This is a genomic window from Pyxidicoccus sp. M6 (assembly GCF_055568925.1).
In genome coordinates this window covers 220,380-233,888 of the sequence record NZ_CM145714.1, presented here as the reverse complement: position 1 = coordinate 233,888, position 13,509 = coordinate 220,380, and the positions used below count along the sequence as shown (strand labels likewise).

The window sequence follows — 13,509 nt, the reverse complement described above, 5'->3', positions numbered from 1 at the left end:
TCTACTGGCAGCAGCTCGACGTGTTTGCGGACGCGGGAACGGGAAGGGACGCGGCGACGGACAGCGTCGAGCAGCTCCCGGCACCGCACCCTTCCGAGCCAGCGGGGGGAGACGGTTCCACCCCGCAGCAGGAATTGGCTTCTTCCCGGAGGTCCGTGGAGCACACCCCCGTCTCGGGCAGCACCAGGTGCACCTCGCGCGCCGCGTCCACGTCTCCCGTGAGGAAGGCGGCGACCGAGCGCACCTGCTCGTAGCCGGTCAGCAGGAGGAAGGTGGGCGCGCGGCCGTAGGACTTCATCCCCACCACGTAGAAGCCGCTCTCCGGGTGGCGGAGTTCTGCCTCTCCATGAGGAGGCACGCTGCCGCAGGAGTGCACGTTGGGGTCGATGAGCGGCGCGAGGGTGGTGGGCGCCTCCACGCTGGTGTCCAGGGACAAGCGCAACTCCCGGGTGAGCGAGAGGTCTGGCCGGAAGCCCGTGGTGGCCACCACCTCGTCCACGGCCGGGAGCTGGCGCTCGCCGTCACTCGCCACCAGCCCCTCAGTCGTCTCCTCCAGGGCCTCCAGGTGGAAGCTCGGGACGAGGAGCACCTTGCCGCTCTCCACGAGCGCCCGCGTACGCGAGCCCAGGTCTCCGCGGGCCGACAACGCGTCCTTGCCGCCGCCTCCGAAGAGTCGAGGGTCTCCCGCAGGCCGGCGGAAGGCCCACACCACCTGGGTGCCGGGCACCTCTCGCGCGAGCTGCGCCAGGTCCAGGAGGGCATTGAAGGCGGAGTGCCCGCTGCCCACCACCAGCACCCGCCGACCGGCATACCGCGTACGGTGGACGCCCAGGACATCGGGGATGCCGTAGAAGATGCGCCTCGCGTGCGCCGCCTCACCGAGGGCGGGGACGCCGCTCGCACCGAGCGGGTTGGCTGTCTGGTACGTGCCGGACGCGTCGATGACCGCACGTGCCGAAATGCGCTGCTCCTTCCCGTCCCCGTGGCGCACGGTGATGACGAAGGGCGCCGTCTCGCGGCCGGTGTCCTTCATCTTGTCGCGCCGCTGCCGGGTGACGGAGAGGACCCGGGTGGAGAGGCGCAAGGTGGACGCCAGTTGCGCGGTGGCCGCCAGGGGAAACAGGTAGCGCTCCACCAGCTCATGCCCGGTGGGGAGTGCCTCTGCCGCAGGGGCCTGCCAGCCCGTGGGCTCAAGAAGCGAGGCCGCAGCGGAGTCCACCACGTAGCGCCAGGGCGAGAACAAACGAACGTGTCCCCAGGAGCGCACACCATGGCCCACCGCGGGCCCGGCCTCCAGAACGATGGGTGACTCGCCACGCTTCACCAGGTGGGCGGCGGCGGCCAGTCCGACGGGGCCTGCTCCGATGACGACGATGGGAAGCTTCTCGGTGCTCACGGCGGTCCTCCTTACTCATTGACACATTCGAGTTTTACGATGGATACGAACGAACGAAAACGGCTCGACTACGGAGCAGGACGTGAGGCACCGACCCGCGGTGGCGTGGGAGAGGGGGCGCTCTCAGACGTGAAGAGACGATGAACACCCTGGGCAACGCTGACCGGTGTGGAGCGCGCCTTGATGCATCGTAGATAGGCGATACATCGTTACCTGTCAATATGACCTCCGACGCGCCGGAAGTGTCGGACGACCGGAGGCCACTGCTTCACGAGGCCGGGTGACAGCATGCGTGGGGAGCGTCAGTCGCGCGTGCCGTCTTCCCCTCCGCGTCTCGTCTTCTGGGCTCGAAACCCATGATGCTCCGCCTGCCATCCAACTCGATGCGGCAGCAGTCGAGCAGCGCTTCCTCGAGCCGTACGCGTCCCCGCTGCACGCGGGACTTGGCGCCGGACAGGGAGATGCCGAGTCGTCGCGCCGTCTCGCCCTGGGTCAGCCCCTGCACCTCCGACAGCTCCAGGGCTTCACGGTAGTGCACCGGCAGCGTGGTGAGCAGCGGCTCAATGCACCGTGAGAGTTCCTCTCGTGCGTTGCCGCGGTCCTCCTCCAGGTCGGCCAGTTCCTCGGGAAGGGGGTCGGCCGGGCGGCGGGCGCGGTAGTGATCCACCACCGCGTTTCGGGTGCTCTGGTACAGCCACTGTCGGAGATGGAGAGGCTCACGCCCCGACTCATGGCTCGCGTAGGCGCGGACGAGCACATCGTGAACGATGTCCTCCGCGGCCTGCGGGTCCTCCACGCGGCTCCGCACGAAGCGCACCAGTTGGTCTCGGTACTCCTTCCAAGGTGTGGACTGGGGCTGCATGCGACGCTCATGGTGGCTGGGAGTGGATGAAGCAGGTTGCGCCTGCCTCGAAGGGTAACGGTGCGTGGCCAGGGGACTACTGGCAACCGCACCTGGAGGTGCTCTGCGTGCTGGTCGGCGGGCCGCAGCAGCCCGCCTTCTCACTCGGCGCGCAGCACACGGCCTGCTTCTCCGACGCGCAGCAGGTGGCTCCGGTGGGGGAGGGCTTTGACTGCTCGCGGGAGCTTTCGGCCACCGCAGGGAGAAGGGGAATGGAATCGGTGTGGCTCATGGCGTCATCTCCAGTGTGGGTTGAGGGCTTCACTGGAGAAGACGAACGGAGGGATAAAAGGACGCAGCGCGGTTCGGGGCCACGCGGACGTGGAAGCGGGCTTGAGGCGCACCGTCCGGCTGCGGCTCGCTTCACGCGTCGTGTCGTACCGTCCTGGACGCCCAGCGCGGTGCCGTCTGCCAGTTCGAGCAGCGACGCGGCGGGCGGACGGGCGGCTCCCGGGGCTGCCGCCCCTCAGCCTGCGGGACGAAGCTGCCGCGACTCCGACGCCAGGGAGTGGAAGCGCTCCAGCACCTTCTTGGCGGAGGCGAAGCCCCTGGCATTGAGGGTGTAGTAGTTCCACTTGCCGCGCCGCTCGACGTCCAGCAAACCGGCGTCCACGAGGATGCGCAGGTGCTGGGAGACCGTGGGCTGGGCCAGCCCGATGAAGTCCTGCACGTCACAGGCGCAGATACCTTCGCCCGTCCGGCAGCAGTCCGGGTCCTTGGTGGCGATGAAGTCGAGCATCTTCAGCCGGTGCTCGTCCGCGAGCGCCTTGAAGATGTCCGCAGCGATTTCGGGCTTGGCCTTCATTCATCGCAAAGTAACGATTCATCGTCAGGTGTCAATATGTCCTGGAGACGGGCTACCGGCCTGCGGTCCGAGAGCGAAAGGGACCACCGGTGAAGAACGGCCCCCCTCCCACGTCACCGCGCTCCCCTGCGCCTCCCCAGGAAGTCGGACACCACCGTATGCGGTCGCTGGCGAAGAGGCCGTGGGAGCGCTACCCGACGGGAGCCGAGTTGCACGCGGCGATTACTTCGGCGACGAGCTCTGGACAAGCCGAGGCGTGGGAGGCCCCAGCCTCTTCGTGTGGGACGAGGAACTGGGAACCGGGTTGGAACCCAGCGTCGGGCAGTCATGGTTGGCGAGCAACTCGGCCAGGAGCTTGGCCCCGCGCCCGAGCGCTCACGGTGCAGGTGGCGAGAACACCCGCCGCGTCTACCACCACACGCGCACGGTATGGATTGTGTCGGCCCCGCGTCCGAGTGCTCACGGCGCGGACTGCGAAGCCACCTGCCCGCTGACGCCTCCGGCTCCCACGGTCTGCGGCAGCACGCTCGCCTCGCGCTGGCGAAGCTCTGGCGAAGCCACTGCGAAGCCAGCGGGCAGCATGCGGAGGATGCGCTCGCGCCGGTACTGCGCGCCGGCCTGCCGCCGCTCCAACTGTGTCTTCTCCGCGCGAGCCGCCTTGTCCAGCGGCACGGGCCGGGCCGCCAGCGCGGCGAGCCGCTCCGCCACCGCCTCCAGCTCGCGGTCGATGAGCACCGGCTGGATGTTCCGGAGCTCCTTGGACGCACGGCCCACGGCGTTGTTCTCAATCCACACCGGCAGCACGGACACGTCCTCCAGCGTCACGGGAGCACCGGGCTCGGGCCGCACCAGCGACACGCGCAGCAGCATGGAGTCGCGCTTGTCGCCCACCGCCCCCTTGTCACCAGGCGAGGGACGATAGAAGCGGTCCTGGTTCGCGACGAGATTCCCCAACGAGTACGCGATGAGCCCGCGCCGCCCATCCGCGGTGGAGTACGCCTCGAGCGGCTGGAGCACATGCGGGTGGTGGCCGATGACGGCCTTCGCGCCCGCCTCCAACATCGCGCGGCCCAGCTTGCGGTCGTCCGGGTGCGGCGTGTCCTTGTACTCGGTGCCCCAGTGCACGAGGACGATGAGCGCGTCGCACCGGGCCGCCGCGGCGCGCACGGCCTCCACGGCCTCGTCGGGCGTGATACCTCGGTGGAATCGGTGCACCGGGTACGGCACGAAGGCGACGTGGGGGCCGGCCTCGTCCTTCGGGTTGCTGAAGCCGTTGAGCCACCGCGTGAAGGACAGGAAGCCGAGCCGCACGCCGCGCACGTCCATGAAGACGGGCTCCCACGCGGCGGCCTTCGACGCGCCGGTGCCCGCGTGGCGCACGCCCGCCGCGTCCAGGTGGCGCAGCGTCTCCAGGAGGCCCTCGGGGTGCTGGTCCCTCGCGTGATTGTTCGCGGTGGAGACCATCTTCACGCCCGAAGAGGCCAGCGCGTGCACCATCGCGGAGGGTGCATTGAAGAGCAGCTCGCGGGTGACGGCCTTGCGGTTGTCGGTGACGGGCGTCTCCAGATTCACGACGCCAACGTCCGCGGTGCGCAGCACATCGGTGATGGGGCCGAAGACATGGTCCCAGCCCTCGTGGTTGAGCGACGGAGCGGCACCGCCCTCCGCCGGCTTCGCGCCCGAGCGCGCGTGCACCGTGGCCACCCTCTTCACCTCACCGTGTGGAATCACGTCTCCCCCGAAGACGAGCTCCACACGGGTGGGCGAGGCAGCGCACAGCACGGGCACGAGCAACAGCACGGACAGAGTCACATGGGGGACATTAGTCCAGCCCCCCGACCCGGATGGAAGCCCACCGGCCAGCGCACCGGGCGGACTGGAAACCGACCCGGGGGCCCTGGGTAGCATGGGCCCCACATGCTGAAGATTCGCCCAGAACAACTCCAGTCGCTCGAAGCCGGGCAGCGCGAGCGGTACGCGCATCAGATGCTCGCCCTGCTGCGTGAACGCTACCCCCAGACGCTCGCCGATGCGTCGGACGAGGACCTCCTCGGGCGAATCCACCACGGGCTGGACGCGGCGCCCCATTACGGCTTCGAGGACGCTGACGGCGTCGGAAGGTTCGTCGAGCTCTCCGCCCTGCTCGGACCCGGCTTCGAGGCCGAGGAGTGGGCCTCCGGCATCCTGCTGTCTTCCGGCGCCGGGCGCGCCCTCCGGCTGTACCACGCGGGCCTTCTGCGGGTGGACCTCGATGAGTGAAATCGATACCGAGATGCATGACGGCTCGGAGTCCAGTTGGCTCGGGCTCTGCGACGGCTGCTGCCAGGACGACGGGGAGCTGGAGATTGAGTGCAGCCAGTGCCTGTCGACCTTCGTCCTCTGCCAGGAGTGCTTCGACTACCGGTGCCCCTGCCCCTCCTGCAACGTCGGCGAGGACGAGGAGCACGACTACTTCACCATCGTCGAGCACTCCGACGATGACGAGGAGATGGAGCTCTCCTCGCCCGAGGCCACCGTCGGCCTCCACGTCGTCGACGAGAACAAGCCCTCGGTGGAGGAGTTCTTCCAGCGGCTCGAGCTCCTGATGAAGGGCATCGACTCCCTGACGACGAAGGCGGGACTCCCCGAGGACGTGTTCGTACAGCGCGTCAAGGAGGTGGAGGACGTCTACACCGCCATCACGACGCTGCTCGGCAAGTCTGCTCCCCTCAAGGGCACGTACGCCTATGGGAACAAGGACATCGACACCGGCCCCACCGGGCTCTACGGCCTCATTCGCGACTACGACCCCTGCCTGCTGCACGCCGCCTACGTCCTCCGCGCCTGCAACGAGTACCTGGAGCAGAAGAAGGACGCGCAGTCGAAGTCCTACCCCCAACCTCCGCGCAACATCCTGCCCTGCGAGAAGAAGGAGCTCGAGGAGAAGGCGAAGGTCGGCCGGAAGCTCGTGCGCATCTTCAAGAAGCACAAGGCCTACGACGCCATCTGGGCCGGGGAGAAATGGACGTCCGCGAAGCTCGCCGAGAACCTGGGCGTCAAGCAGCCCAAGCAGAAGAAGGTGGACCTGGAGGCGGCCAAGCGGAAGACGAATCCCATCAAGACGCTGTCCGACCAGAACGTCGAGCGGCTCAAGAAGGCCCTGTACGAGAACGCCGTCTCGCAGTTCGGCGTCGACCTGGGCGCGTTGCGCAAGGAGAAGATAAAGGCCGCCGCGCAGAAGGTCGACGAGGAGCTCCAGGCCACGTTGAAGGAGTTCCACCAGGCGCAGTCGGCCTTCGCGACCCATGAGCTCCAGTTGAAGCAGGGCGTGTTGCCCGCCACGAAGGAGAACACCGGGACGCTCCATGAGCTGGGAGAGCGGCGCGAGGAGCTGCGCAGGAAGGGGCAGCGGCTCGAGGCGCGCTACGAGAGCCTGAAGAAGGACTACCAGGACCAGCCCAGCCACCGGCAGTTCGGGGTGATGCCGGAAGAGTTCGAGCTCTTCGCGGCCGTCCTCGACCTGCCCTTCACCATCAAGCACGCCACGCCCAACTGGTATGGCATCGCCAACGACGGAAGCCTGGACTCGCTGATGGAGTTCCAGAAGAAGAACCCGAACTGGAAGTCAGAGTTCAGCACGCCGGGCAACGTGTCCAAGCTGGGCAACCACGGCTTCGTCTTCTTCCGCGTCGACGTCGGGTACGACGCCATCGTCACCCGCTACGGTGGCACCCAGGTGATGGACGACCTGCAGGTGCTGGAGACCGACGGGTGGCTTTCCCTCTTCGACCAGCTCAAGCCCCTGTCCTCGAAGACCATCGAGTGCACGAGGGACCACAAGGGGGCGCTGATTCGTCACGCGAAGATGTCCGGGACGAACGACATCACGCACGAGTACGAGTACGGCTACATCCTCCCGAAGTCGGGGAACAAGGGCACCGTCCAGGCCAACAGCTTCAGCGCTTCCAACCTCAACAAGGCCTTCAAGAGCGTCAAGCCGGAGCGCTACAAGGAACTGGACCGGAAGGTCAACTTCATCCACTTCGTCTTCTACGGGCCTGAAATCCGCGTGGGCCTTGCCCTGTCACTGATTTACGAGCTGCGCTTCCTGCAGCGCTGCGGCTACCGCGACTATCTGCTCAAGAGCTTCGCCGCGCTGACGACGACCGAGGAGCGTGCGCTGTTCCTCAAGCAGCTCATCGGGCAGTTCTTCCGGCCCGAGGGCAAGTACCCCATCGCGCTGCGCTTCACGGAGCACCCGCTCAACGACATGAGCGTCGTCAACCCCGAGGGAGACAACCGCTGGCGGAAGGACGGGACGGAGAACCCGGACGTGATGGGGGACGTGAAAATCATCCAGAAACGCAAGTTCCTGAGTGAGGCGCTCCCGCAGGCCCGGAAGACCTACTTCTTCCACAAGAAGATGGTGGACGCGCTCAATGAGGAGGACGACGACGAGCGGGACGAAGACAAGCTGCGGGACCAGACACAGAAGATGGAGGCGCGCAAGAAGGAGTGGGACAAGTACGAGAAGGAGCGCCCCGTCGTGGAGAAGGCCTACGCGGAGGTGCAGAAGCGCAGTCCGTGGCTCATCGTGGACGAGAGCGCCGCCGGCCCCTCCTCCTCGCTGTCGACCGGGCTGTCGTTCGAGCGCTTCCGCAAGAAGGCGGAGCAGTCGCGCAAGCACCAGTCGATTCTGCTGCCCTCACGCGGCAACCTGGTCCGCGACGCGAAGACCGACCAGCCCGTCTCCGTCCGCTATGGACTGGGGAAGGCGTACGCCGTGGTGCAGGTGCAGGACGACGGGAACTGCTTCTACGCGTGCTGCGCCCATGTCGTGGGGGGCACCACGCACCAGCAGATGCGCAAGCGGCTCTCCGAGAGCAAACACCTGAATGCCAGCGAGCGTGTCCGCGTGGGGACGAATGGCCAGTACGCCACCCTCGAGGACATCACGGCGATGGCGAAGGAGCTGAACCTCACCATCTGCGTCCACCAGTGCTCGTACGCGAGCTCGGCGACCGTGCCCAACACCGTGCACGTGGGCACGGCCGGCGAGATGCACGTGCTCTTCCTCTACAACCCGGTGGACGGCCTGGGGCACATCATGCCCATGACCCTCCAGGTCTGACGGGTCCTCTCAAGGAGTGGTGGACACGGAGCTGTCGCAGTCCGGGCCGGTGCACTTCCCGGAGCACGTCACCTGCGCGGGGTACGACTCGAGGATGACGCACTCGGTGCCACCGGTGCAGGTGAGCACCTCGTTGCAGACGGTGGCGGTGTCCAGGCACCGCACCTGGGACTCGCCGTCCAACCTGAAGGCGTAGCAGTCCGTCCCCACGGGACACTGGGCCTGATTCACGCCGCACTCCTGCGCCTGGGCAATCGATTGCCCATCCCGCAGCTTCACGCGCCCCTGCCGCAGCGACTCCTCGCCCTCGTCCGAGCTACAGGCCGCAAGGCCCATGACCGCGAGACAACACCCCAGCATCAATCCCCAGCGCATCGAAGCTCCTCCCAAGAGTGACTACAGCGGACAAGGAGCAAGGCGCGGACCAGGAAACGCGCCCCCACAATCCGCGCACTTGGAGCGCGAGGAAGCCAACGCCCCACTCGGAAATCTGAGAGGGGCGTTGAATCCTCACATCACAGCGTCAGCCCCGGGCCCGTCCATTGCTGCGCGAACCAGCCCAGCGCGCTGAGCGCGGCCACGAGCGCGCCGTACTCCACGGTGGCGCGCGTGTCGCCTTCCTCCGGCACGGGCATGGCCACCGCCTGGAACCCGGCCGCGAGCAGCAGCAACACCAGCAGCCCCTCTGCCGTGAAGAACCACGCCGCGCCAATGACGGCCACCGCCAGCCAGCGCTGGTTCCTCGACAGCGCGCGGAAGCCACGGCCTCCATCGAGCGTCCACACCGGCACCAGGTTGAAGAGATTGATCCACGCGGCCGCATGCGCAATCGCGCCCAGGCTCTTCCACCCGGTGGCCAGCGCCGCGACGAAGAACGCCGCCGCCGCGAAGAACCCCCAGATGGGCCCCGCGAGCCCCACCCGCGCATCCTCGCGCGCGTCCACCGGTGACTGCTTGAGGCGAACGAAGGCGCCCAGGCCCGGGATGAACATGGGCGCGCTGGCCTGCATGCCGAAGCGCCGCAGCGCCGCCACGTGCCCCATCTCGTGCACATAGATGGACGCAATCAACCCGAGCGCGAACACCCAGCCCCACATCGCCCAGTACACGCTGAGCGCGAGCAGCATGGAGAACAGCGTGCTCGCCTTCGTCAGCCCGAGCAGCAGCAGCTTCCCCTTGCCCAGCAGGAAGACGAGGACGAACTTGAACTTCCACAGCAGCAGGCCGACCGTGCCCATCGCGGCGAGCCACTTCGGCATGCCCGACTTCTGCTTCTCCTCCCGCGCCGCCGCGACTTCGGCCCGCAGCGGCCCGGACGCATCCACCTGACGGCTCAGCGCCTCCACCTTCGCCGTCACCTGGGCGTACTGACTGGACGCCGGAGGCAGCAGGTCCAGCGCGCGCCGCCAGGTCTCCAGCGCGACGATGGGCTCGTTGCGAGCGGAGGCGGCCTCGGCCTCCGTGGCCAGCCGCTGCAATTCGCGCGCGTGGACCAGCCGGTGACAGGAGGGACAGGTGAGCAGCCGGGGGCCCAACTGGGTGCCGCACCCCTGGCAGCTCGTGACGACGGCGAGGGCTTCAGCCAACGGACTGCTCCTGCGCGGCGCCCTGCTCCGAAGGCGCCTGCGCGGCGGCCGGAGCGAGCTGGTACGGGCCAGCGATGTTCAGCTCGGCGCGCGTGTTGCGGCGCCACGCCTCCCACAGCGCGAAGCCGTAGATGAGGAGCGAAAGCGGGCTGTTGATGCCCACGAGCACGGGCATGGCCACCGAGAAGACAGCCGCCACGATGACCCGCAGCGCGACGGACTTCTCGAACTCCGCATCCTCCGGGAGGACGGCCGCGTCTCCGGCGGCCTCGGGAGCCGGTGCGGCGGACGTGGGCGACGCGGAGCCCCCAGCGGCCGGGGCAGTGCCCTGGGCGGCCTCGGGCTTCGCATCCGCGGACGGAGTGGGCGACGCGGCGGCCTCGGTGGCGTCGGGTTCCGACATGCTCTTGTAGACATCCGGCGCGAGCGAGGCGGCGATGGACAGGTAGGTCAGCACCACGGCGAGGAACTGGTAGAACCGGCCGCCGCGCCCATCCGAGCCCTTGCGCACGGCGGTGCCCACCATCCACCCCACGGCGACGGCGATGATGCCGAGGTTGTAGCCGGTGACCTCGGAGATGCCGAAGTACAGCACCGCGCCCGCCGCCGCCGCGCCCAGGCCGAACGCGAACGCGCGGAAGAACCGGCCCGACTTCGAGCCGCCGGTGAACGACGCCGCCACCGCGTCTCGACACGAGGGACAGAGGAGGTGACCATTCACCTCGTAATAGGAGTCGGTGATGGGGCGCTCGCACGCCTTGCACTGCGGTGCGGCGCGCGGCTCGGAGAACTCGGCGCGCTCGAACTGGAGCGGCGCGTCCGGAGGAGCAGCCGGAGAAACAGGGTCGGTCATTGAACAGGAATTGCGTTTGGGGGACGCCGTCGAGCCTAGCCGAACAGCCCCGGCCCACGGAAACCCGCCCTTGGGTGTCGGACAGAGGCGTGGCGTGCGCCAGCCGGGCAGGCACGTCCCTCCCCCATTCCCACCTGTATCCGCGCCCGCGCACGGCTGATACACGGAGAGCTCCGTGAGTCGGCAGCCCTCACCCCTCGTGACGTACTTCGAGCCTCCGCCGGCCCCGGCCGAGCTGCCGTCACGACTCGCGAGCCCGTTCGACCCGAGCCCGCCCCATCCCCTCGCACGACGCGCGGCGGAGGAGCTGCAAGCACGCCTGAGGCACGGCGACGTGGCGACGGAAGGACTCGACGCCCCCGGAGGCGGAAAGATGTTCGGGGTGCTCGTCGTCGCGACGGAGGACGGCCGCGTGGGCTACCTCCGTGCGTTCTCCGGGATGCTCGGTGGACGCTGGCACGTGGAGGGCTTCGCGCCGCCCCTGTTCGACGCCATCGCGCGCGACTCCTTCTGGCCCGAGGGCCAGGCTGCGCTGCGCGAACTGGAACTGCGCCACGCGGACTCGCGAGAGTCTTCCCGCGCCGAAGTCGAGCACCTGCGCGCCGAGCGCTCACGCCAGCTCTGGAGACAGCTCACCGACAGCTACGTGCTCCTCAACGCGCGCGGCGAGCAGCAATCCCTCGCCTCCCTCTTCGAGCCCGAGGCTCCCCCCGGAGGCGCGGGAGACTGCGCCGCGCCCAAGCTGTTCGCCTGGGCCTACGCGCACCACCTGCGTCCCCTGGCGCTCGCGGAGTTCTGGTGGGGCGCGCCGCCGCTCACGGGCGAGCGAATCGCGGGCAGTTACTACCCGGCCTGTCAGCGCAAGTGCGGGCGGGTGCTGCCTTACATGCTCGAAGGGCTGGACGTGGAACCCGCGCCTCCGGGACCCGCGCCCATCGGCGAGCCCCGGCTCGTGTTCGAGGACGCGTGGTTGCTCATCGTGGACAAGCCGCCCGGACTTCCATCCGCTCCCGGCCGGCATGCGAAGCAGCGCGACTCCGTCCTCGTGCGCTACCAGCAGCGAAGCCCGGAGCTCTCCGTGGTGTTCGCGCTGGACACCGAAGCCTCCGGGCTGCTGCTCCTGGCCAGGGACGCGGAGACGCAGGCAGTGCTCCGCCGTCAGTTCGCGCGCCGGGAGGCGGACCTCCGCCACGTCGCGTGGCTCGACGGCGTCTCAGCGGCGGCAGACCACGGCGTCATCGAGCTACCCCTCCGGACGGACCTGGACGCGCAGCTCCGCCATCTCGTCGACCCGACCTACGGCAAGCGCGCGGTGACGGAGTGGCGCGTGACACAGCGGACGGAGACACGCACCCGCGTCACCCTGCTGCCGAGAACCCGGCTCGCGCATCAATTACGAGCCCACGCCGCGCATCCGCTCGGGCTCGGCGTGTCCATCGTCGGCGACACGCTGTACGGCCGTGAGGACACGCGGCTGCTGCTCCACGCGGAGGCGCTGACCTTCACGCACCCCCGGACGGGCGAGCTCCACACCTTCGAGAGCCGCCCGCCGTTCTGAATCGCCACTCAGGTCCGTGGGGTGGACAAGGCGTCTGCCTGCCGTGACGGGCGGACCGGCCCCAGGGAGCGCTCATCGTCGCCGACGGACGAGCGGCACCACCGCCAACACGCCCAGCGCCGCCAGCGCACCGGGAGCGGCGGCGCAGCCCTCGCCCTCCGGCTGCGAGGTCTTGCAGTCGAGATCCGCGACGAGGGTGAGGGACTGTGGCTCGGCGTCGCCCAGCTTCACCTGATAGGTGTTCCGGGCAGCCACACCCCGATTCTCGACGTTGAAGAGGTAGAACAGCGCCTCCTGCCCGGGCTGGAGCTCCACGGAGCACGGCGAGCGCCGGCACACGGAGTCGTAGAAAGGCCAGCCCACCAGCGTCACGGGCACGCCGCAGCCATTCTTCACCAACATCCCGTCGCAATACGATTGCGTATTGATGGTGATGCACGAGTCGGCGGGCTCCACGCGCTCGTTCTTCACGGAGCAGTCACACGGCGGGCTCTCGGCCCACGCCGCTCCCGCGAAGCCCAACACCGCCGTCAATCCCAACCCGAAGGCCCGAAAACGCATTCAACGACTCCCAATTCCTGGCGCGCCGGCCCTCGCGGAGGACGCATCCTGCCCCAACGCTGCCAGGAGTGGGAGTCCCCGCGTCTACTTCGTCCCGAACAACCGGTCGCCCGCGTCGCCCAGGCCCGGGAGGATGTACCCGTGCTCGTTGAGCCGCTCGTCCACGGCGGCGGTGTACACGTGCACGTCCGGGTGATGCTCACGCAGGTTGATGAGGCCCTCGGGGCTCGCGAGCAGACACACGAAGCGCACCGAGCCGGGCTTGCTCCTCTTCAGCCGCTGCAGCGCCGCCACCGCCGAGTTGCCCGTGGCGAGCATCGGGTCACACACCACCACGTCGCGGTCCGCGAGCTGTCCCGGCACCTTGTAGTAGTACTCCACCGCCGCCAGCGTCTCCGGGTCCCGGTACAGGCCAATGTGCCCCACGCGCGCGGAAGGCACGAGCTGCAGCATGCCGTCGAGGATGCCCTGCCCCGCGCGCATGATGGCCACCAGCACCAGCTTCTTCCCGTCCAGCACCGGCGCCATCATCGTCGCCATCGGCGTCTGGATTTCCTCGTCGCGCAGCTTGAGGTCGCGGAAGGCCTCGTACGCGAGCAGCAGCGAGATTTCCTGGAGCAGCGCCCGGAAGGAGGCGGTGCTCGTCTCCGCCCGCCGCATCAGCGTCAGCTTGTGCTTCACCAGCGGATGGTCCACCACCGTGCAGTTCGGGAATTGCATTGCATCCTCCCTCGGGTCA

At 68.4% G+C, this 13,509-nt stretch carries 12 protein-coding genes; 3 read left to right on the top strand and 9 right to left on the bottom strand.

From position 1 onward, the window contains the following. Position 1: 1 nt before the first annotated feature. The 4 genes from ACVTJA_RS00940 to ACVTJA_RS00925 all read right to left on the bottom strand — a co-directional run bounded on the left by ACVTJA_RS00940 (position 2) and on the right by ACVTJA_RS00925 (position 4,914). Complete coding sequence (locus tag ACVTJA_RS00940; protein ID WP_465832962.1) at positions 2 to 1,396, bottom strand: FAD-dependent oxidoreductase; 1,395 nt, start codon at positions 1,394 to 1,396, stop codon at positions 2 to 4. Positions 1,397 to 1,664: 268 nt separating this feature from the next. Beyond that, on the bottom strand, positions 1,665 to 2,258 hold the full coding sequence (gene sigZ / locus ACVTJA_RS00935) for an RNA polymerase sigma factor SigZ (protein ID WP_465832960.1): 594 nt from the start codon (positions 2,256 to 2,258) through the stop codon (positions 1,665 to 1,667). Between the two features lie 505 nt (positions 2,259 to 2,763). Continuing rightward, complete coding sequence (locus tag ACVTJA_RS00930; RefSeq protein ID WP_465832958.1) at positions 2,764 to 3,102, bottom strand: ArsR/SmtB family transcription factor; 339 nt, start codon at positions 3,100 to 3,102, stop codon at positions 2,764 to 2,766. A 459-nt stretch (positions 3,103 to 3,561) separates the two neighbouring features. Next, complete coding sequence (locus ACVTJA_RS00925) at positions 3,562 to 4,914, bottom strand: CapA family protein (RefSeq protein WP_465832956.1); 1,353 nt, start codon at positions 4,912 to 4,914, stop codon at positions 3,562 to 3,564. A 105-nt stretch (positions 4,915 to 5,019) separates the two neighbouring features. Here ACVTJA_RS00925 and ACVTJA_RS00920 point away from each other — a divergent pair, with 105 nt between their 5' ends. After that, a complete protein-coding gene (locus ACVTJA_RS00920) occupies positions 5,020 to 5,361 on the top strand; it encodes a hypothetical protein (RefSeq protein ID WP_465832955.1) in 342 nt (113 codons plus the stop codon). After that, positions 5,354 to 8,212, top strand: a complete 2,859-nt coding sequence (locus ACVTJA_RS00915; RefSeq protein WP_465832953.1) for an OTU domain-containing protein — start codon at positions 5,354 to 5,356, stop codon at positions 8,210 to 8,212. Before ACVTJA_RS00920 ends, ACVTJA_RS00915 begins: the two co-directional genes overlap by 8 nt. A 9-nt stretch (positions 8,213 to 8,221) precedes the next feature. On the opposite strand, the gene ACVTJA_RS00910 is transcribed toward ACVTJA_RS00915, so the two are convergent. From ACVTJA_RS00910 to ACVTJA_RS00900, 3 genes are all read right to left on the bottom strand, one after another. Continuing rightward, complete coding sequence (locus ACVTJA_RS00910; RefSeq protein ID WP_465832951.1) at positions 8,222 to 8,587, bottom strand: hypothetical protein; 366 nt, start codon at positions 8,585 to 8,587, stop codon at positions 8,222 to 8,224. A 140-nt stretch (positions 8,588 to 8,727) separates the two neighbouring features. Continuing rightward, positions 8,728 to 9,798, bottom strand: coding sequence for a site-2 protease family protein (locus tag ACVTJA_RS00905; protein ID WP_465832949.1), 1,071 nt, complete (start codon positions 9,796 to 9,798; stop codon positions 8,728 to 8,730). Next, positions 9,791 to 10,651 (bottom strand): hypothetical protein, encoded by an 861-nt coding sequence (locus ACVTJA_RS00900; RefSeq protein ID WP_465832947.1) that lies wholly within the window; start codon positions 10,649 to 10,651, stop codon positions 9,791 to 9,793. The genes ACVTJA_RS00905 and ACVTJA_RS00900 overlap by 8 nt, the downstream gene beginning before the upstream one ends. A 175-nt stretch (positions 10,652 to 10,826) precedes the next feature. Between ACVTJA_RS00900 and ACVTJA_RS00895 the strand changes: the two genes are divergently transcribed. After that, complete coding sequence (locus ACVTJA_RS00895; RefSeq protein ID WP_465832946.1) at positions 10,827 to 12,209, top strand: RluA family pseudouridine synthase; 1,383 nt, start codon at positions 10,827 to 10,829, stop codon at positions 12,207 to 12,209. Between the two features lie 72 nt (positions 12,210 to 12,281). Here ACVTJA_RS00895 and ACVTJA_RS00890 read toward each other — a convergent pair whose 3' ends face one another. Both ACVTJA_RS00890 and upp read right to left on the bottom strand, forming a co-directional pair. Then, positions 12,282 to 12,770 (bottom strand): MXAN_0125 family MYXO-CTERM protein, encoded by a 489-nt coding sequence (locus ACVTJA_RS00890; RefSeq protein ID WP_465832944.1) that lies wholly within the window; start codon positions 12,768 to 12,770, stop codon positions 12,282 to 12,284. A gap of 84 nt (positions 12,771 to 12,854) precedes the next feature. Then, positions 12,855 to 13,490 (bottom strand): uracil phosphoribosyltransferase, encoded by a 636-nt coding sequence (gene upp, locus ACVTJA_RS00885; RefSeq protein WP_465832942.1) that lies wholly within the window; start codon positions 13,488 to 13,490, stop codon positions 12,855 to 12,857. Positions 13,491 to 13,509: the final 19 nt, after the last annotated feature.

Bases quoted from the DNA above. Each gene is read 5' to 3' on its own strand.
- sigZ (WP_465832960.1), bottom strand. From the start codon at position 2,258: ATGCAGCCCCAGTCCACACCTTGGAAGGAGTACCGAGACCAACTGGTG.
- ACVTJA_RS00930 (WP_465832958.1), bottom strand. From the start codon at position 3,102: ATGAAGGCCAAGCCCGAAATCGCTGCGGACATCTTCAAGGCGCTCGCG.
- ACVTJA_RS00920 (WP_465832955.1), top strand. From the start codon at position 5,020: ATGCTGAAGATTCGCCCAGAACAACTCCAGTCGCTCGAAGCCGGGCAG.
- ACVTJA_RS00915 (WP_465832953.1), top strand. From the start codon at position 5,354: ATGAGTGAAATCGATACCGAGATGCATGACGGCTCGGAGTCCAGTTGG.
- ACVTJA_RS00910 (WP_465832951.1), bottom strand. From the start codon at position 8,587: ATGCGCTGGGGATTGATGCTGGGGTGTTGTCTCGCGGTCATGGGCCTT.
- ACVTJA_RS00900 (WP_465832947.1), bottom strand. From the start codon at position 10,651: ATGACCGACCCTGTTTCTCCGGCTGCTCCTCCGGACGCGCCGCTCCAG.
- ACVTJA_RS00890 (WP_465832944.1), bottom strand. From the start codon at position 12,770: ATGCGTTTTCGGGCCTTCGGGTTGGGATTGACGGCGGTGTTGGGCTTC.
- upp (WP_465832942.1), bottom strand. From the start codon at position 13,490: ATGCAATTCCCGAACTGCACGGTGGTGGACCATCCGCTGGTGAAGCAC.